Below are 18,360 nucleotides of genomic sequence, written 5' to 3' on the forward strand. Positions count from 1 at the left end.
ACGGTCAGCTGAGCGGGTCCTGCCCCCTGCGGGTGGATCAACGCAGGTTGCGTGCCAACCCCGGCACGCCTCCCCCTGGATTTCCCCGCACCCATGATGGCAGCTATTTCACGGATGGGAACCCCCTGAATGCGAATCTGCGATGGACGCGGCAATGTGACGCAGTGCGTCACCTTTGGTCGGCACCCGACACGAATTCGCAAGATGAGCACTCCAGCGACTGCCCAGACGGGCATGAACCCGCTACCATCGGCGGCTAGACGCCCGCCTGGGGATGGCGGGTCTTGGGGAGTCCACATGTCTGTCAGTCGCAGTGCGATCAAGAAGGAACCCGTGGCGCGTAGCACCATGGAATTGCAGCCGTTTGTCTGGGAGGGGACGGACAAGCGCGGCGTGAAGATGAAGGGCGAGCAGATGGCCAAGAATGCCAATCTGCTGCGAGCTGAGTTGCGCCGTCAGGGCATCAGCCCTGGGCAAGTCAAACCCAAGCCGAAGCCCTTGTTTGGTGCTGCCGGCAGTGCCGTGAAGCCCAAGGACATCGCCTTCTTCAGTCGGCAGATGGCCACCATGATGAAGTCAGGCGTCCCGATTGTAGGAGCTCTGGATATCATCGCGAGTGGGCATAAGAACCCGCGCATGAAGAAGATGGTGGATACGATCCGCACCGATATTGAAGGTGGTTCTTCTCTGTACGAAGCCGTCAGCAGGCATCCGGTCCAGTTCGACGATCTGTATCGAAATCTGGTTCGTGCTGGCGAAGGCGCTGGCGTGTTGGAAACCGTTCTTGACACCATCGCAACATATAAAGAGAACATCGAGTCGCTCAAGGGCAAGATCAAGAAGGCCCTGTTCTACCCGGTGATGGTTATGGCAGTGGCAATGGCCGTCAGCGGAATTCTGCTCGTATGGGTCGTGCCTCAGTTCGAGGACGTATTTAAGGGCTTTGGTGCCGAGTTGCCTGCCTTCACCCAGATGATCGTCAACCTGTCCCGCTTCATGGTGTCTTGGTGGTGGCTCATACTGCTTGCCCTTGTCGGCACCATCGTGGGGTTCACCGCGGCCTATAAGCGCTCTCCCAACATGCGTCACACGTTGGACAAGTTGATCCTGAAAGTGCCGGTGATCGGCCAGATCATGCATAACAGCGCCATCGCACGCTTTGCCCGCACCACGGCTGTGACCTTCAAGGCCGGTGTCCCACTGGTTGAAGCTCTAGGCATCGTCGCAGGTGCAACAGGCAACAAGCTCTACGAAGAGTCCGTGCTTCGTATGCGTGACGACGTTTCGGTGGGCTACCCGGTCAACATGGCCATGAAACAAACCAGTCTGTTCCCGCACATGGTCATCCAGATGACCGGCATCGGTGAAGAGGCGGGCGCCCTGGACGCCATGCTGTTCAAGGTGGCGGAGTATTATGAACAGGAAGTCAGCAATGCGGTCGATGCCTTGAGCAGCCTGCTGGAACCGATGATCATGGTATTCATTGGCACCATCGTCGGCGGTATTGTTGTCGGCATGTACCTGCCCATCTTCAAACTTGGCGCCGTCGTCGGCTAAAGGTATCAATGGCATTTCTCGACCAGCATCCCGGCCTCGGCTACCCCGCCGCGGCCGCCCTGGGGCTGCTGCTGGGCAGTTTCCTCAACGTCGTCATCCTGCGCCTGCCCAAGCGGCTGGAGTGGCAGTGGAAGCGCGATGCGCGCGAGGTCCTGGAAGAACCGGACTTCTACGAGCCCCCGCCACCGGGGATCGTGGTCGAGCCCTCGCACTGCCCGCACTGCAAGCATAAGCTGAGCTGGTACGAGAACATCCCGCTGTTCAGCTGGATCATCCAGGGCGGCAAGTGCCGCCACTGCAAAGCGCCGATCTCGCTGCAGTACCCGCTGGTCGAGGCCCTGACCTCGGTACTGGTACTAGCCTGTGTCTGGCAGTTCGGCTTCGGCTGGCAGGGCTTCGGCGCCATCGTACTGACCTGCTTCCTGATCGCCTTGTCCGGCATCGACCTGCGCACCCAGCTGCTGCCCGACCAGTTGACCCTGCCACTGATGTGGCTGGGCCTGATAGGCAACATCGACAACCTGTACATGCCGGCCAAGCCTGCCCTGGTCGGCGCGGCGGTGGGCTACCTGTCGCTGTGGATGGTCTGGTGGCTGTTCAAGCAGCTGACCGGCAAGGAAGGCATGGGCCACGGCGATTTCAAGCTGCTGGCCGCCCTCGGCGCCTGGTGCGGACTGAAGGGCATCCTGCCGATCATCCTGCTGTCGTCGGTGCTCGGGGCCATCATCGGCTCGATCTGGCTCTACACCCGGGGCCGTGACCGCGCCACGCCGATCCCATTCGGCCCCTACCTGGCCATCGCGGGTTGGCTGTACTTCATGTGGGGCGCGCCCGTGGTGGAGCAGTACCTGGTGTTGAGCGGACTGCGCTGAGGGGAATCCCCATGAGCCGGTATGTGGTTGGCCTGACCGGCGGTATTGCCGCCGGCAAGAGCGAGGTGACCCGGCGCTTCGAGGCGCTGGGCATCGTGGTGGCCGACGCCGATCTGGCCGCCCGCGCGGTGGTCGCCGCCGGCAGCCCCGCCCTGGGCCGAATCGCCGAGCGGTTCGGCGCCCACATGCTGCAGGCGGACGGCAGCCTGGACCGGGCGCGCCTGCGGGCCCACGTGTTCGCCGATCCGGCCGAACGGACGGCATTGGAAGCGATCACCCACCCGGCCATCCGCCTGCTGATGCAACAGCAGTGCGAGCAGGCCACCAGCCCCTATGCGATTGCCGCCATTCCGCTGCTGACCGAGGTCGGTGGGCGGCAGGCCTACCCGTGGTTGGACCGGGTACTGCTGGTGGATGCGCCCGAAGCCGTGCAGCACGCCCGGCTGATGCAGCGCGACGGCATCGACGCCGCGCTGGCCGACAGGATGATCGCCGCCCAGGCCAGCCGCACGCAGCGGTTGGCACTGGCCGATGATGTGGTGGTCAACGATGGCCATCCCGAGGACCTGCAGGCGCAGGTGGAAGCGCTGCATGCGCGGTATCTGGAGTTGGCTGGGGGTTGAGGCCGGGTTGCCGGCCAGCGGCCGGCACTACCGGATCGCGCATCCGCGCATGGCGTGAACCTACTCCAGCTGCAGGCGGGCATAGTGGGCCAGTTCTCGGGCGCCAAGCAGCAATCCATCGACGACATCCGGGCTGAGCTGCTGGTGGGCACCGCCCTGCTCGCGGGCGGCTTCGGCGGCGTGCAGGACCTGCATGAGTGCATTCAAGCCGGCCAGGGTGCGGCTGAGGCCGGCCATGGTGGCCGCCTGTGCCGGACTGAGGCCCTGCGCTTCCAGTCGCCGGCCGTCGGCTGCATCGCGGCCGTCCATGCGGGCAAGCAGCGCAGGCAGCAGATCCTTGGGATCATCGAGCAGGGTTTCGATGCGCTCGGCGACGTCGGCCGGCAGCAGGGCGGCGGCTTCGCCGATCAGGGCGTGCAGTTGGGGGAACACTGGGCGTGCGGACATGGTGAGGCTCCTCGCAGTCGGCAGGCCACCTGCGGATGCAAGGTGGCGGACGGTGCGGGTTGGCGTACCGGAGATCCGACATTCAGCAAAAAGACTCCAGCGGATTCTGATGAATCCCCACGCACCGCCCGCCGAAGCAAGGCACGCGGTGCATTTTCAACGACGGACCGAGGGGCCGTCGAAGATTGCTGAATGTTGGTTTTTTTCAGGACGCCAATCCCGGCCAGGGCACCTGCCCCAGCCGCCCCATCTGGCCATCACACAGCAGCGTGATCTGTAAGGAAATTCTCAAGCCGCAGTTGGGTGCACGAATGCGTGCATGCGGGCACGCACGCGGCGTGGCGGCGATCACGGTGATGTCGTGTTGGGCTTCTGGCCGATCATTCCTGCGAGGGTGATGCGGTGGCACAAGCGACACAGGGCGCGATGCAAGGTCGGCAGGGTTCGTGCCGACCAAGGTCGGCACCCACCAATGCAGGGGCTCTTACAACGGCTTCGGCGAGAACGTCAGGGTGGCGATCACGCCGCGCTCGCCGCCGGGGCGCACGCTCACCTGCCAGCCGTACAGATCGCACAGGCGACTGACGATCGACAGGCCGATGCCGCCGCCCTGCGAATGGCCGGCGTGGGTGCCGCGATAGCCGCGCTGGAACAGCTTGGCGGCGTCTTCTTCGCTCAGGCCCGGGCCACTGTCAGTCACCGACACCGAATTGCTGCCGACAAAGACACGCACTTCGCCATCCTGCGAGTACTTCACCGCGTTGCCGATCAGGTTGCCCAGCGCCACCGACAAGGCCGCCTCGGGCGCATCGATCACCAGGTTGCGCTCGCCTTCCAGCGCCAGCTCCAGCGGCTTGCCACCCAACTGGGCGCGGTGCGCGTCCAGCAGCTGTTCGGCCACGCGGGCGACGTTGCTGGTGCCCTGCCCGCGCTCGTTGCGCGACAGCAGCAGCAGTGCGCCGATCAGGTCGCTGCACTGTTGTTCGGCACGCTGGATGCGCTGCAGACGCTGCAACACCTTCTCATCCAGGCCGGGCCGGGTCAGCAGCAGTTCGGTGGCGCCACGGATCACCGCCAGCGGCGTGCGCAGCTCGTGACTGACGTCGGCATTGAACTCACGGTCGCGCTGCACGACTTCGGTCAGCCGCGATGAGTAATCATCCAGCGCCTGTGCCAGCTGCCCCACTTCGTCATCGGGGAAGCGCGGCGCCAGCGGCTCGGGGTCACTGGTGCCGCCGCGATAGGCACGCAGCCGCGCGGCCAGGTCCGAGACCGGCTTCATCACCTTCGACGCCGACCACCAGCCCAGCACCAGCGACAACAGGCTGAACACCAGCACCGACAGCACCAGTGCGCGGTTGAGCTGCTGCCCACCGCGCACGCTGTCGGTCATGTCGTAGGCCAGGAATGCCCAGGCGTCGGGCGTCTTGCGCACGGCCAGCTTGTAGGCGTACGGCTGCCCACGTTCGTCAGTGCCCGAGATATTGTGGTTGCCATCAGGCAACGCTGCCCAATCAGGCTCTTCCTCGCGCAGCGCATCGAACTTGTCGGGTTTGACGAGGCGCGCACGCATCTGCTGCACGGGCAGGTCGGGGTTGCGATCCGGGCTCTCGTAGAACCGCCGCACGTACTCGTTGATGTTGCGGTTCATCACGTCTTCCACCAGCTGGTTTTCCACGCGCATGCGGGCCCAGTTGGTGGCGAACGCGAACAGTGTTGTCAGGCAGAAGCCCAACAACACGAACGAGACGATGATGCGGCTGCGCAGGCGCCGCCGATACGGCGAACGCCGGCGCTCCCCCTTGGTTGCCACGGAATCAGGCTTCCGGGGTGGCGATGCGGTATCCGATGCCATGGCGGGTCTGGATCAGCGGCACTTCAAACGGCTTGTCGACCACCGCACGCAGGCCGTGGATGTGGACGCGCAGCGAATCCGAGTCGGGCAGCTCTTCGCCCCAGACGCGGGTTTCCAGCTCCTGGCGGGTCACCACGGCCGGCGCGGCCTCCATCAGGGCCTGCAGGATCTTCAGCGCGGTCGGGTTGAGCTGCAGCAGCTTGCCCTGGCGGCGCACTTCCAGCGTGTCCAGGTTGTACTCCAGGTCGCCGGTTTCCAGCACGCGGGTCTGCACGCCCTTGCCGCGGCGCGACAGCGCGTTCAAGCGCACCTCTACTTCCTGCAGCGCGAACGGCTTGATCAGGTAGTCATCGGCGCCGGAATCGAAACCGGCCAGCTTGTTGTCCAGCGAGTCGCGGGCGGTCAGCATCAGCACCGGAGTCTGCTTGCGCGCTTCGTTGCGCAGCTTGCGACACACTTCGATGCCGTCCATGCCTGGCAGGTTCAGGTCCAGCACGATGGCGTCGAACTCGTGGACCACGGCCAGGTGCAGGCCGGTCACGCCGTCGGCGGCGAAGTCCACGGTGTGGCCACGATCCTCAAGGTAGTCGCCAAGGTTGGCGGCGATGTCGCTGTTGTCTTCGATTACGAGAATGCGCACTGGGACCTCTGGTTCTTGAAGGGTCGTCGGGGGGCCAGGCCCACCCGCTCAGGATGCCCCTGTGCGAGTGGACGCGACGTCTACCTGCTGAACGATACAGGTTCCATTCTTAACATTTCGTACCGAAGGGGCGACACCGGCAAAAGCCCCCGCGTCAGCCGGTTCAGCGGCTGATGCGCTGCTGGTCCGTCAGCGCCTGGCGGCTTTCTTCCTGGGCCTTGCGACGCTGGGCGACCGTCAGGCAGACGCTGGTCGGCATGTTGCTGCCGGTGAGGCGCTCGCGGCGGCAGATCATGCGGCTGTCGGCCTGGGCACGGGTCATGATGGTGTTGACGATCTCCTGCTCGTTGAACAGGTCGTTGCGCTCCTGCGGCGCCAGTTCGTCCACCTTCTCACGGCCATTCATCTTGACCCTGATCCGGTTCAAGGCCTGCTGCACGCGGCTCTTGTCCTCCAGCCCGATCTCGCTGTAGTCCTCGCTGCCCATGGCCGTTTCAACGCGGCGGATCTGTTCGGACACCGGGGTGAAGGAATCCATCTGCACGGTCTCCTTCTGCGCCTTGGCCTGCACGGTGGCAACCAGGCCCAGCGACAGCATCAGGGCGAGAGTGGTCTTGCGGTACATGACGAGCTCCATGTTCGTCCATGAATAGGGTCTCGACTTTACGATTCCGCCGATGCGTCCACAAGGGACGCACGGCAGGGTGACCGATGGCGGCATGCGATCGGTCCGGCAGCGATCAGGGCTTGTAGTTGTTGAAGCGCTGGTTGTCGTTGAGCGCCTTGCGGCTGTCTTCCTGCGCCTTGCGGCGCTGGGCCACGGTCAGGCAGACGCTCTGCGGCATGTTGCTGCCGGTGGTGCGTTCGCGGCGGCAGACCATGCGGCTGTCGGCGTGGGCGCGGGTCATGATCGTGTTGATCACTTCCTGGTCGTTGAAGATCTCGGTGCGGTCCTGCGGACTGACCTGCTCCACGCGTTCGTGGTCGCCCATCTTGATCTTGATGCGGCCCAGCGCCTGCTGCACGCGGCTTTTGTCTTCCAGCCCGATCTCGCTGTAGTCCTCGGTGTTGATCGCCGCTTCAACGCTGCGGATCTGTTCGGCCACCGGGGCGTTGGCGTCGAACTTCACCTGCCCTTTCTCGGGCTTGGCGTGGACGGTGGTGGCCAGTGCCAGGCCCAGCATCAGGGCGACGGGGGTCATGCGCTGCATCGTTACCTCCAGGTTCTTCCATGAGTGGAACATCGACCCTGCGGTGCCACCGATACGCCATGACCGCACGCTCGGTGGACCGAAAGGCAGTGCGGTCAACGCCCGGCGGGCGGTGGGCTGAGCGTGTTGTAGCTGCGCTGGTCGTTGATCAGCGCCTTGCCTTTCTCTTCGATCCGGCGCCGTTCGGCCACGGTCAGGCAGCGGCTCTTGGGCATGTTGCTGCCGGTGGTGCGTTCGTACTTGCAGATCTGGCGGCTGTCTTCATGGCCACGCGCCAACAGGGTGTTGATGCGTTCCTGCTCGTTGAAGACCTCGGCCTGCAGCTGCGGCGGCAGCTCCTGCACGGTCTGGCGTTCGCCCATGTGCTGGCGGATACGCAACAGCGACTGCTGTACCTGGCCGCGATCCTCGGCAGACAGTTCGGCATAGTCGGGGGCGGCCAGGGCGGTTTCCACCTGGCGCACCTGCTCGGCGACCGACCCTTGCCGGTCCATCTGTACAGCGACCTTCTCCGGCTTGGCGGCAACAGCGCCAGACAGGCCCAGCAGCAACGCGATCGTCATGATGCGGTACATCGCCAACCTCCCGATCCATCCCGGAACGAAGGGCCAACTCTACGACCGTCACGCGGCGTCCACAAGAGACCTTGGGCACAGGGCCGACAGGCATAAAAAAGGCCCAGACGGTGCACCCGCCTGGGCCTGAAGTCGTATCCCGATACCGATCCTGCTGAGAGGCAGAGCTGCGGTTCGCTGAAGCCTACGCCGGGGCCGATTAAAGCCTCGTTAAAGCCGTGGATCATTTGCCAATGAGATTCATAACACAATGAATAATCAAGGTTTTTTGATCTTTTCCACATGCTCGATGATGCGTGTGGCCACGTCGACCCCGCAGGCCGCTTCGATGCCTTCCAGCCCGGGCGTGGAGTTGACCTCCAGCACCAGCGGGCCGCGCGCGGAGCGGATCAGGTCCACGCCGCACACCGACAGGCCCAGCGCCTTGGCCGAACGCACCGCCACCTGCTGCTCGGCGCGGCTGGCCTTGGCGGCCACGGCGGTACCGCCGGCGTGCAGGTTGGAGCGGAAGTCGCCCTCCGGTGCCTGCCGCTGCATCGACGCCACCACCTGGTCGCCCACCACAAAGCAGCGCAGGTCGGCGCCCTTGGCTTCGCCGATGAATTCCTGCATCAGGAAGTTGGCGTACAGGCCGCGCAGCGCTTCGACGATGCCGCGCGAGGCACTGGCCTTCTCGGTCAGGATCACGCCGCGCCCCTGGGTGCCTTCATTGAGCTTCACCACGTGCGGCGGCGGGCCGAGCATGGACAGCAGATCGACGGTGTCGTCGGGGTTGTCGCCGAACACGGTGACCGGCATGTCGATGCCCTTGGCCGCCAGTAGCTGGTGCGCGCGCAGCTTGTCGCGCGAACGCAGGATGGCATCGGACGGATTGGGCGTGCGCGCGCCCATCAGCTCGAACTGGCGCAGCACCGCGGTGCCGTAGCGGGTGATCGAGGCACCGATGCGCGGGATGACCATGTCCACGCCGGTCATCGGCCGGCCCTTGTAGTGCATGGAAAAGCCATCGGCGGCGATGCGCATGTAGCAGCGCAACGGGTCCAGGATGCGCACGGTATGGCCGCGCGCGCGCGCCGCCTCGACCAGCCGACGGGTGGAATACAGGGAGCTGTTGCGGGACAGGATGGCGAGCTTCATCGCAGTGGGATCGGTCGGCAGGCGCGCAGCATAGCGCGGGCGTGTGGCGGGTGGATGATGCCAGCAAGGATGGACCCAACTAACCCGGGGTCTCCTCGTAGGTGCGCCACCTATCCCTATTCAGCCCCCCAAAGAGAGCCGCCACATGCCTGCTGCAAAATGGGCAGTACGCCCCGACGCCATATCTACCATTCGAGCCCCGGGTGCCAATCGACACCCGGGGACTTTTTTCAACAGGGGAACTCCGCAACCTTCAGTTCATCACATCGACGCAATCAGATTCACGCTCTGCGTTTGCTCAATAGTCAATGGCGTGAGTGCTGCGGCGGACCCACTCTGCGCCATTGCCGCAATCAGACTATTCAACTCGACGTTACCTACATTCCGGCCATCTGCAAAACTCAGGACCTCGATCTGTGCACCGGTGGATCCGAACCACCCCCTGAAAGTAACCGAGTCAGTCTCTTCAGCGAAGCTCAGCTGAAGATCATTACCCTGCCTGAGGAAGCGTGCCTCGCCTGATTGCAGACCCTCGCCCAACACCAGCGTATCAATCGAGTCGCTGGCGTACTGGCCAGTTTCCACGATCGTGTCGTGGCCATCGCCCTTGTTGAACAGGTAGGTATCGCTCTTGAGGCTACCGATCAACGTGTCATTGCCGATGCCTCCGGCCAGAATGTTGAGGTCGGACGTCGCAGCCACACTCAGCGTGTCATTGCCGGCGCCGCCGTGCAGCTCGTTGCTGCCCAGCCCACCCTCAATGACATCGTCGCCTTCTCCGCCCAGGATCAGGTCGTTGCCGTTCCAACCCACGATCTTGTCATCCCCGGAGGTGCCCAGCGTGGTCAGCTGCGCCCGGATGTTGGCCGCCGTCCACTGGGTACCGTCGGCAAACACCAGCTTCTCGATGCTTGCCGACGTGTTCTCACCCAGCGAACTGGTCAGCCAGTCCTTCAGTCGGACCGTGTCACTGCCGCCGGCGAAGCTCAGCACCACATCACGCCCTTCGCGCAAGACACGCACATCGGTGGCGGACAGGCCTTCGCCCAGCACCAGCGTATCAATCGAGTCGCTGGCGTACTGGCCAGTTTCCACGATCGTGTCGTGGCCATCGCCCTTGTTGAACAGGTAGGTATCGCTCTTGAGGCTACCGATCAACGTGTCATTGCCGATGCCTCCGGCCAGAATGTTGAGGTCGGACGTCGCAGCCACACTCAGCGTGTCATTGCCGGCGCCGCCGTGCAGCTCGTTGCTGCCCAGTCCACCCTCAATGACATCGTCGCCTTCTCCGCCCAGGATCAGGTCGTTGCCGTTCCAGCCCACGATCTTGTCATCCCCGGAGGTGCCCAGCGTGGTCAGCTGCGCCCGGATGTTGGCCGCCGTCCACTGGGTACCGTCGGCAAACACCAGCTTCTCGATGCTTGCCGACGTGTTCTCACCCAGCGAACTGGTCAGCCAATCCTTCAGTCGGACCGTGTCACTGCCGCCGCCAAAGCTCAGCACCACATCACGTCCTTCGCGCAGAACCCGCACATCGGTGGCGGACAGGCCTTCGCCCAGCACCAGCGTATCAATCGAGTCGCTGGCGTACTGGCCAGTTTCCACGATCGTGTCGTGGCCATCGCCCTTGTTGAACAGGTAGGTATCGCTCTTGAGGCTACCGATCAACGTGTCATTGCCGATGCCTCCGGCCAGAATGTTGAGGTCGGACGTCGCAGCCACACTCAGCGTGTCATTGCCGGCGCCGCCGTGCAGCTCGTTGCTGCCCAGCCCACCCTCAATGACATCGTCGCCTTCTCCGCCCAGGATCAGGTCGTTGCCGTTCCAGCCCACGATCTTGTCATCCCCGGAGGTGCCCAGCGTGGTCAGCTGCGCCCGGATGTTGGCCGCCGTCCACTGGGTACCGTCGGCAAACACCAGCTTCTCGATGCTTGCCGACGTGTTCTCACCCAGCGAACTGGTCAGCCAATCCTTCAGTCGGACCGTGTCACTGCCGCCGCCAAAGCTCAGCACCACATCACGTCCTTCGCGCAGAACCCGCACATCGGTGGCGGACAGGCCTTCGCCCAGCACCAGCGTATCAACCGAGTCGCTGGCGTACTGGCTGGTTTCCACGATCGTGTCGTGACCATCGCCCTTGTTGAACAGGTAGGTATCGCTCTTGCTGCTGCCGATCAACGTATCGTTGCCGATGCCTCCGGCCAGAATGTTGTGGTCGGACGTCGCAGCCACACTCAGCGTGTCATTGCCGGCGCCGCCGTGCAGCTCGTTGCTGCCCAGCCCACCCTCAATGACATCGTCGCCTTCTCCGCCCAGGATCAGGTCGTTGCCGTTCCAGCCCACGATCTTGTCATCCCCGGAGGTGCCCAGCGTGGTCAGCTGCGCCCGGATGTTGGCCGCCGTCCACTGGGTACCGTCGGCAAACACCAGCTTCTCGATGCTTGCCGACGTGTTCTCACCCAGCGAACTGGTCAGCCAATCCTTCAGTCGGACCGTGTCACTGCCGCCGCCAAAGCTCAGCACCACATCACGTCCTTCGCGCAGAACCCGCACATCGGTGGCGGACAGGCCTTCGCCCAGCACCAGCGTATCAATCGAGTCGCTGGCGTACTGGCCAGTTTCCACGATCGTGTCGTGGCCATCGCCCTTGTTGAACAGGTAGGTATCGCTCTTGAGGCTACCGATCAACGTGTCATTGCCGATGCCTCCGGCCAGAATGTTGAGGTCGGACGTCGCAGCCACACTCAGCGTGTCATTGCCGGCGCCGCCGTGCAGCTCGTTGCTGCCCAGCCCACCCTCAATGACATCGTCGCCTTCTCCGCCCAGGATCAGGTCGTTGCCGTTCCAACCCACGATCTTGTCATCCCCGGAGGTGCCCAGCGTGGTCAGCTGCGCCCGGATGTTGGCCGCCGTCCACTGGGTACCGTCGGCAAACACCAGCTTCTCGATGCTTGCCGACGTGTTCTCACCCAGCGAACTGGTCAGCCAGTCCTTCAGTCGGACCGTGTCACTGCCGCCGGCGAAGCTCAGCACCACATCACGCCCTTCGCGCAAGACACGCACATCGGTGGCGGACAGGCCTTCGCCCAGCACCAGCGTATCAACCGAGTCGCTGGCGTACTGGCCAGTTTCCACGATCGTGTCGTGGCCATCGCCCTTGTTGAACAGGTAGGTATCGCTCTTGAGGCTACCGATCAACGTGTCATTGCCGATGCCTCCGGCCAGAATGTTGAGGTCGGACGTCGCAGCCACACTCAGCGTGTCATTGCCGGCGCCGCCGTGCAGCTCGTTGCTGCCCAGCCCACCGTCAATGACATCGTCGCCTTCTCCGCCCAGGATCAGGTCATCACCCTGCCATCCTGTAAACGCACCACCAGTGTCACCGACATGGCTCGTCAACCGAGCTCGGATGTTGGCTGCCGTCCACTGGGTACCATCGGCAAACACCAGCTTCTCGATGCTGGCCGACGTGTTCTCGCCCAGTGAACTGGTCAGCCAGTCCTTCAGCCGCACCGTGTCACTGCCGCCGCCAAAGCTCAGCACCACATCACGTCCTTCGCGCAGAACCCGCACATCGGTGGCGGACAGGCCTTCGCCCAGCACCAGCGTATCAACCGAGTCGCTGGCGTACTGGCTGGTTTCCACGATCGTGTCGTGACCATCGCCCTTGTTGAACAGGTACGTATCGCTCTTGCTGCTGCCGATCAACGTATCGTTGCCGACGCCACCGGCCAGAATGTTCTTGTCGGCAAGGAAGTGAACCTTCAGCGTGTCATTACCCGCTTCACCGTAAAGCTCATTGGTACCGCCGCCACCATCGATCAGGTCATTGCCAGCGCCACCGCGAATCAAATCGTTGCCCAACCAACCATCAATGACGTCATCACCATCCGACCCCAGCGTAGTCACCTGCGCCCTGATGAGTTCGGGGGACCATTCAGTTCCGTCTGCAAAGAGGAATCGCTCAATTCCAGCATAGCGCGCCTCCTGCAGGCTTTCGGTCAACCAATCCTTCAACCGAACTGAGTCCTCTCCTTCTCCGAACACGAGAAGGATATCGCGCCCCTCACGCAGAACCTTGAGATCCTGAACCCTCAGACCAACGCCAAAAACGAGTGTGTCAATCGAAATGACACTGTATTGGGCTGTTTCCACGATCGTGTCGTGACCATCCCCCTTATTGAACAGGTAGGTATCACTCTTCGCGCTGCCAATCAGAACATCATCGCCAGCACCGCCGGCCAGGAAATTCTTGTCAGCTCCAAAGTGGACACTCAACGTGTCATTTCCAGCCCCCCCATACAGGGTGTTGCTACCTTTCCCGCCTTCGATCAAGTCATTCCCTGCTCCGCCCCGAATTTCGTCATTACCATCGCCACCATCAAGCACATCGTCCCCAGACGTGCCTAGAATGACGTCGTCGGCGGCACCTCCCACAGCAGCAATACCATTCAGCACACCGAGGAGCCGGTTTGCAACCGCGGTGAATTCATCCGCATCGGGCGCGCGCGCGCCCATCCCCTCGAGTACATCCACCCAGTTCCAATCCAGTGGCATGTATGCGGCAAGGCTGCGGAGATCAAGCAAATCCTCCACCGCCGCCGCGGAACCTTCCACCCGCAGCTTATCCATCAGGCGCTTAACCGCCGCGCCCGTGTCCACGACCACTTCAAGATCCTCATTGAGTCCAAACCTGAGATCCTGGGCATAGTCGCGCAAGCGCGTGTCGAGCATGATGGCCGTATACAAGCCCATCTTCAGTGCCTCATAGCTTTTCAGCAGATGAGTAGTCTGAGGCTGCGAGAGATCGACATCAAAACGCCATTCCCCATCAATCTTAACCGGCTGCCACGACCTGTTCTTTGTGAACAGCCCTTCGTCACGCACCTCAAAGAACAGTTCACCATTGAACTTCTCAAGAATAGAGAGAATCTGTGAGATGTCCGCGGTCCCCCAATCCAAAAGAAGGCCCTTTACAGTCAACCTAGGACGATCGACACCGGCCTGCTGATATTCGAGGCTTGACTTCATGCTTGACGTGCTGGACCAAGCCAGCAGCACCTCGTCCAACGCATGCAGAGCCTGGCTGCGAGAATATGTGGAATCGATCTTGCTGATGAGATCAAAGATGCCCGGGTTGAGACTGACGGCCTCCCGCAGATCGCGCACCATGCCAGACCCTTGAAGATTGGCTACCCGCTGTGAAAGATCGCTCAGCGGTACCTTTTCCAAGAAGTCGCGATGAAAATTATTAGACGCCAACAACAGATCCGCGGTAATCCCCGAGGTACCATCGATACGTTCGAAACTGCCATAGCTGTCAACTGTGTTGCCGTTTCCAAGACTCTGGTTCTGCGTTGAAGTAGCGTCAACCGAAATACTGCGGATGCCGAGATCCCGCAATGAGAACAGCTCATTCGCCTGACTTACACCATCCTGGTTTAAGTCCCGCCAAACCTGAAGCGATGCGAAGGCTTCGTCGGATTCATCCACTCGGCCATCACCATTCTGATCCAGCGTCGCCAGCGCGCGCAGCCCTGCAGATCGCGATGAACTCTGTCCCGGTGCGAGCCCAGCTCCCGGCGTGTGATCACCGAAAAGCTCAGAACCATCGTCAATCGTGCCATTTCCATTGCGATCTAGCACCAGCATGCCGTCGTCTGCACTGATCCAACCCGTACCCTCACGCACCGCGTTGCCTTCGTGGTCAAACAGCACACGACCATTCGCCGCAACGGTCTCGATACCATCGCCATCGAGATCCAGGACCAGTGGATCAACCGGGCGGGTCCAGCCCTTGGCATCCTGGAAATTCTCACCCGTCGCATCCCGATATTGGTCATTGATCTCGCGATCGCGATGACGCAGGAAGCCGTACGCGTCGCCAAGCAACCCGTGCGACCCGAGGCCCCCAAGCTCCGGATCGAAAAGATCATCCATCGTGAAATCTTCGTAAAGCGGGATGTCGTAACTGCCGAGCATCTTCCCGTCCAAAGTCAGATCGACCTGGGCGGAAGGAATCGGCGGAGCAAACGGATCCGTGGGGTGAGGCCTGAACTCGCCATTGGGAGTCAACTTCAAGCCGATCTCAGCGCCACTTGGCGTCCGTAGCCCCAGCGTTACAGCCTGCCCAGAGACGACAAATCCGCTATCGGTCGAGTAGGCATAATCAGAGGAAGCCCCAACTGATCCTCTGCCGTGGCTCACGGAGGCAGACGCCCCTTCCACATCGAATGTGGCCTTCCCTCCTAGCTCCCCATGCTTATAGGTCAAGGTAATCGAGCTTCCGTCGTACTCGAAGTTGAAGCCATTGATCTTTGACGCCATTGCCTACCTTCCTTTAGCGATTGTTACGTCCTGATTGACTCAGCGTGGATTTCCAACGCCAGCGTTCACCTTGCTAGTGCGCAGAAGAGGGCGTCGTTCGGATCGCACGATCCGACCTTTCAAATTCAGCCTGAGAAGGTCCAGTCGCAGCCGCGCGGACTCCCCGTCCACACTCGCGGCTCCCCAGCGACCGGCGAGCGTGGCAGAGCAGAAAATTGGTGTCAACGTCAGCAGCATGAGGGCGTGCCGCACGCATATGTATCCGGAGAAGTTCTTCCGGAATGATTCGGCAATCAAGCGTTCAGAGTATCAATCAAGATGCCCCGGCATGGCCGTGAACCGCATGCCAGGGCGAGCGATGGAGATGGAATTCCAACAGCAAACCAGTCCCTGCTTCAGGTTGCTCGGAGTACAAGGCGGTTCAGATCGATATTCCAATGGACAGCCATTCGACCCTGTCCAAATCCGCCATGATGTCAACTCAGAACCCGCGCGCGGATTCACCCAGCGCCGCGATGCAGGTCATCTGCGTAGCCGATCCGGCCGAGGTGCTCTTGTAGATCTGCCACAGCAGCTGCGCGGCCTTCGGCCCACCGGCGCGACCCAATGCACGCAGCGCTTCCAGCTGCCGGGAGGTGCCGGCACCGGAGTTCTTGTAGATCTCGTGAATACTGCCGACGACGTCGTCCTTCGTTTCCATGCGCTGCTTCCCGTGTAGAAAATGCGGCAACGCTAACCGGGCGCGGATGGCCGTGGATATGAAACTAATCAGAAATGAAGAAGGCCGCAGATGAGTGGCCTTGCTGGGCACGCCAAACGTCTGTGCACAGGGCCCTGTCATTCGATCGCGAATCCCGCAACACGGCCTTTCTCGTCCAGCCGTACCGTGTAACCGATGAACGCCCCCGGGCCGAACTCGGCCACATAGCTGTACATCGTTCCTTTTTCGCCCTGGCGTGTTCCCTTGAACACCATGGCGGTCGGTGCGCCGTAGGGGCCCAGGGAACGCATCATGCCGGCACCGATGCCGGCCACCAGCTTGCCACGCAGGTCGTCGCTGAAGGCGCTGTAATCGGTGCCGTCCTGCAGCTGGCGGAACGATGCCTTCGCGCTTTCGCCAATGGCGGCAACCTCGCCGGCAACAGGCCGTTCCCAGGCCGCGACGATGTCGGGATGCAGTGCGGCGAACACCAGGTTGGTCATGGTGATGCCGGCCTCGGGTTTCTTGTCGCCCAGATTGCTGAAGGCCACGATGCGCAGGCCCAGATCCGGGAAGTACATGTCGGCGGTGGTGAAGCCCTGCGTGCCGCCGGTGTGTCCGACCCGCGCCTGCCCGTACACCGAATCCACGAACAGGCCGAGGCCGTAGCCCACGGGCTTGCCATCGGCGGTGGCGAAGGAGGTCTTCATCTGCGCATAGCCGGCTGCGGACACCACCTTGCCACTGCCCAGGCCAGCGTCCCAGCGCGCCAGGTCGTCCAGGGTACTGACCAGGAAGCCGGCCGCGCCGCTCCAGTCCGGGTGGAAGTACGGCGCGCGCTGCAGCGTGCCTTGCTCATGCCGGTAGCCAACGGCCATGCCGGCCAGGCGGTCGGTGTCGGCCAGGGTAAAGGTGTGCGTCATTCCCAGCGGCGCGAGCAGGTGCTGCTGCAGGTAGTCACGGTAGCGCTCGCCCGATACGGTTTCGATCACCTTGCCGAGCAGTGCGTAGCCGGTATTGGAGTACGACCAGCGCGTGCCCGGCGCAAAGTCCAGCGGCTGGTCGGCAATGCGCGCGATCAGGTGGTCGAAGTCGATGGGTTGGGTCACCAGAGCGTCGACTTCCGCATCCGGCCCGTCGAAGTAGTCGTGCAGCCCGCTGGTATGGGTCAACAACTGGCGCAGGGTCACCTCGCTGGCGTGCGGCGCATGCGGCAGATAGCGTGCCAGCGGGTCGTCCAGCTGCAGCTTGCCCGCTTCCTGCAGCTGCACGATGGCTGCGGCGGTGAACTGTTTGGTGATCGAGCCGATCTCGAACGGTGTATCGGTACGCGCCGGCAGCGCGCGCTCGCGATCGCGCAGGCCGTAGGCGCTGGAATAGACAGGCTTGCCGTCAACGGTCACCGCGATGGCCGCACCAGGCACATGGAAGCGCTGCATGACCTGCTGCATGTCGGCATCGATGCGCCGTGCCATGGCGGGGTCGATGGCGGTGGCATGAATGCCACTGCCGCCGGCAGGTCTGGACGCCATCGGGGGCGAGGCCGAGGCGCCGCCGCAAGTGACGACAGCGGCAGCAAGGCCGCTGACAAGGATCCACAGGTATCCAGTACGCATGTCCAGGCCGCCATTTATTCAATTTTGATCTATAGTTTGAATTATGAGCAGACCCCCAGCAAGCCCCCCTGCCCCGCGCGCACTGAAGCTGACCCCGGACCAGCTGGGCGCCATGGCGTCTTCGCCGCGGTTGGCGATCCTGCAGCGCCTGGATGTCGACGGCCAGGCCACCGCGCGCGAGCTGAGCGAGCGCCTGGGGCGCCCGATCACCGCGCTCTATCACCACCTGGAGCGGCTGGAAGCGGCGGGCCTGGTGCAGGTGGTTGAACGGCGCAGCACCGGCCGCCGGCCCGAAGCGGTCTATGCCGTGGTATCGCGGCAGCTGTCTTCGGCCGACGCGCTGCGTACGCCGGGTGGGCGCAGGAACCTGATCAAGGTGGCCAGCAGCGTGGTGGGCGCCAGCCTGCGCGCGTTCGCGGCGGCCGCCACGCAGGCGGCGGCGTGCTTCGAGGGAAGCCAGCGCAACTGCACCGTGCGCCATCTCGCTTTCCGTGCCGACGCTGCCCAGTTGGCGCGCATCAACGCGCTGATAGGCGAACTCGAACAGGCCAGCCAGGAAGGCAGTGAAGCGGCCGGGGATGGCCAACCCCTGCTGTTGACGGTGGTGCTGGCCTCGGTGCCGGATAAGCGCAAGAGCTGAGTCTTGATCGGCGGGGGCACGCCGGACGTGGTCCCACGGCGATTCCCCCTCGAGCGCACGAGGCAACGCGAGTCGCTCAGGACTCGAAGATCGGTGGGAACAAGGAAGCGCGCATATCCGCCGGATGAGCGCGGAATCATCAATCGGCCTGAATCTTCAA

At 62.9% G+C, this 18,360-nt stretch carries 14 protein-coding genes and 1 pseudogene; 4 read left to right on the plus strand and 11 right to left on the minus strand.

The genetic code is table 11. The features are described from left to right. The first annotated feature begins 297 nt into the window (after positions 1-297). Genes ACZK1G_RS17585 through coaE form a run of 3 tightly spaced genes read left to right on the plus strand, consistent with a single transcriptional unit; the run spans position 298 to position 3,052 of the window. Positions 298-1,557: a type II secretion system F family protein gene (locus ACZK1G_RS17585; RefSeq protein WP_049442651.1), complete on the plus strand. Its 1,260-nt coding sequence runs from the start codon at positions 298-300 to the stop codon at positions 1,555-1,557. Positions 1,558-1,565: 8 nt separating this feature from the next. Then, entirely contained in the window at positions 1,566-2,429 is an 864-nt protein-coding gene (locus ACZK1G_RS17590) for a prepilin peptidase (protein WP_005418626.1), read from the plus strand. A gap of 11 nt (positions 2,430-2,440) precedes the next feature. After that, positions 2,441-3,052, plus strand: coding sequence for a dephospho-CoA kinase (gene coaE / locus ACZK1G_RS17595; protein WP_101765984.1), 612 nt, complete (start codon positions 2,441-2,443; stop codon positions 3,050-3,052). 60 nt (positions 3,053-3,112) lie between these two features. Here coaE and ACZK1G_RS17600 read toward each other — a convergent pair whose 3' ends face one another. The 10 genes from ACZK1G_RS17600 to ACZK1G_RS17645 form a co-directional block, all read right to left on the minus strand. After that, positions 3,113-3,499 carry a hypothetical protein gene (locus ACZK1G_RS17600; protein ID WP_101765985.1) on the minus strand — a complete coding sequence of 129 codons (387 nt, stop codon included), beginning with the start codon at positions 3,497-3,499 and terminating at the stop codon, positions 3,113-3,115. Between the two features lie 484 nt (positions 3,500-3,983). Then, positions 3,984-5,354: a sensor histidine kinase gene (locus ACZK1G_RS17605; protein ID WP_075676409.1), complete on the minus strand. Its 1,371-nt coding sequence runs from the start codon at positions 5,352-5,354 to the stop codon at positions 3,984-3,986. Then, a complete protein-coding gene (locus ACZK1G_RS17610; RefSeq protein WP_005410804.1) occupies positions 5,317-5,994 on the minus strand; it encodes a response regulator transcription factor in 678 nt (225 codons plus the stop codon). Before ACZK1G_RS17610 ends, ACZK1G_RS17605 begins: the two co-directional genes overlap by 38 nt. A gap of 163 nt (positions 5,995-6,157) precedes the next feature. Beyond that, a complete protein-coding gene (locus ACZK1G_RS17615; RefSeq protein WP_049442760.1) occupies positions 6,158-6,619 on the minus strand; it encodes a hypothetical protein in 462 nt (153 codons plus the stop codon). Positions 6,620-6,734: 115 nt separating this feature from the next. Continuing rightward, positions 6,735-7,205 carry a hypothetical protein gene (locus ACZK1G_RS17620; protein WP_049442672.1) on the minus strand — a complete coding sequence of 157 codons (471 nt, stop codon included), beginning with the start codon at positions 7,203-7,205 and terminating at the stop codon, positions 6,735-6,737. Positions 7,206-7,300: 95 nt separating this feature from the next. Further along, positions 7,301-7,780: a hypothetical protein gene (locus ACZK1G_RS17625; protein WP_049442673.1), complete on the minus strand. Its 480-nt coding sequence runs from the start codon at positions 7,778-7,780 to the stop codon at positions 7,301-7,303. 258 nt (positions 7,781-8,038) lie between these two features. Next, complete coding sequence (gene rimK, locus ACZK1G_RS17630) at positions 8,039-8,917, minus strand: 30S ribosomal protein S6--L-glutamate ligase (RefSeq protein WP_005418651.1); 879 nt, start codon at positions 8,915-8,917, stop codon at positions 8,039-8,041. 261 nt (positions 8,918-9,178) lie between these two features. Next, positions 9,179-15,244 (minus strand): calcium-binding protein, encoded by a 6,066-nt coding sequence (locus ACZK1G_RS17635; RefSeq protein WP_478447726.1) that lies wholly within the window; start codon positions 15,242-15,244, stop codon positions 9,179-9,181. Positions 15,245-15,725: 481 nt separating this feature from the next. Continuing rightward, positions 15,726-15,944 (minus strand): hypothetical protein, encoded by a 219-nt coding sequence (locus ACZK1G_RS17640; RefSeq protein WP_041863763.1) that lies wholly within the window; start codon positions 15,942-15,944, stop codon positions 15,726-15,728. Between the two features lie 137 nt (positions 15,945-16,081). Beyond that, complete coding sequence (locus ACZK1G_RS17645) at positions 16,082-17,419, minus strand: serine hydrolase domain-containing protein (protein WP_158298008.1); 1,338 nt, start codon at positions 17,417-17,419, stop codon at positions 16,082-16,084. Between the two features lie 253 nt (positions 17,420-17,672). Here ACZK1G_RS17645 and ACZK1G_RS17650 point away from each other — a divergent pair, with 253 nt between their 5' ends. Further along, on the plus strand, positions 17,673-18,200 hold the full coding sequence (locus tag ACZK1G_RS17650; protein WP_233490876.1) for an ArsR/SmtB family transcription factor: 528 nt from the start codon (positions 17,673-17,675) through the stop codon (positions 18,198-18,200). Here ACZK1G_RS17650 and ACZK1G_RS17655 read toward each other — a convergent pair. Then, positions 18,186-18,340: pseudogene (locus ACZK1G_RS17655) on the minus strand (integrase); the annotation flags it as partial. The gene ACZK1G_RS17650 and the pseudogene ACZK1G_RS17655 sit on opposite strands and share 15 nt — an antisense overlap. Between the last annotated feature and the right edge of the window lie 20 nt (positions 18,341-18,360).

The sequence above is a fragment of the Stenotrophomonas sp. 109824_Sma genome (genome assembly GCF_056480025.1).

Excerpts from the sequence above, each read along its gene's own strand:
- ACZK1G_RS17590 (WP_005418626.1), top strand. The coding sequence starts at position 1,566 with ATGGCATTTCTCGACCAGCATCCCGGCCTCGGCTACCCCGCCGCGGCC.
- ACZK1G_RS17650 (WP_233490876.1), top strand. The coding sequence starts at position 17,673 with ATGGCGTCTTCGCCGCGGTTGGCGATCCTGCAGCGCCTGGATGTCGAC.
- ACZK1G_RS17615 (WP_049442760.1), bottom strand. The coding sequence starts at position 6,619 with ATGTACCGCAAGACCACTCTCGCCCTGATGCTGTCGCTGGGCCTGGTT.
- ACZK1G_RS17600 (WP_101765985.1), bottom strand. The coding sequence starts at position 3,499 with ATGTCCGCACGCCCAGTGTTCCCCCAACTGCACGCCCTGATCGGCGAA.
- ACZK1G_RS17635 (WP_478447726.1), bottom strand. The coding sequence starts at position 15,244 with ATGGCGTCAAAGATCAATGGCTTCAACTTCGAGTACGACGGAAGCTCG.
- ACZK1G_RS17640 (WP_041863763.1), bottom strand. The coding sequence starts at position 15,944 with ATGGAAACGAAGGACGACGTCGTCGGCAGTATTCACGAGATCTACAAG.
- ACZK1G_RS17585 (WP_049442651.1), top strand. The coding sequence starts at position 298 with ATGTCTGTCAGTCGCAGTGCGATCAAGAAGGAACCCGTGGCGCGTAGC.
- ACZK1G_RS17625 (WP_049442673.1), bottom strand. The coding sequence starts at position 7,780 with ATGTACCGCATCATGACGATCGCGTTGCTGCTGGGCCTGTCTGGCGCT.
- coaE (WP_101765984.1), top strand. The coding sequence starts at position 2,441 with ATGAGCCGGTATGTGGTTGGCCTGACCGGCGGTATTGCCGCCGGCAAG.
- rimK (WP_005418651.1), bottom strand. The coding sequence starts at position 8,917 with ATGAAGCTCGCCATCCTGTCCCGCAACAGCTCCCTGTATTCCACCCGT.
- ACZK1G_RS17605 (WP_075676409.1), bottom strand. The coding sequence starts at position 5,354 with ATGGCATCGGATACCGCATCGCCACCCCGGAAGCCTGATTCCGTGGCA.
- ACZK1G_RS17645 (WP_158298008.1), bottom strand. The coding sequence starts at position 17,419 with ATGGCACGGCGCATCGATGCCGACATGCAGCAGGTCATGCAGCGCTTC.
- ACZK1G_RS17620 (WP_049442672.1), bottom strand. The coding sequence starts at position 7,205 with ATGCAGCGCATGACCCCCGTCGCCCTGATGCTGGGCCTGGCACTGGCC.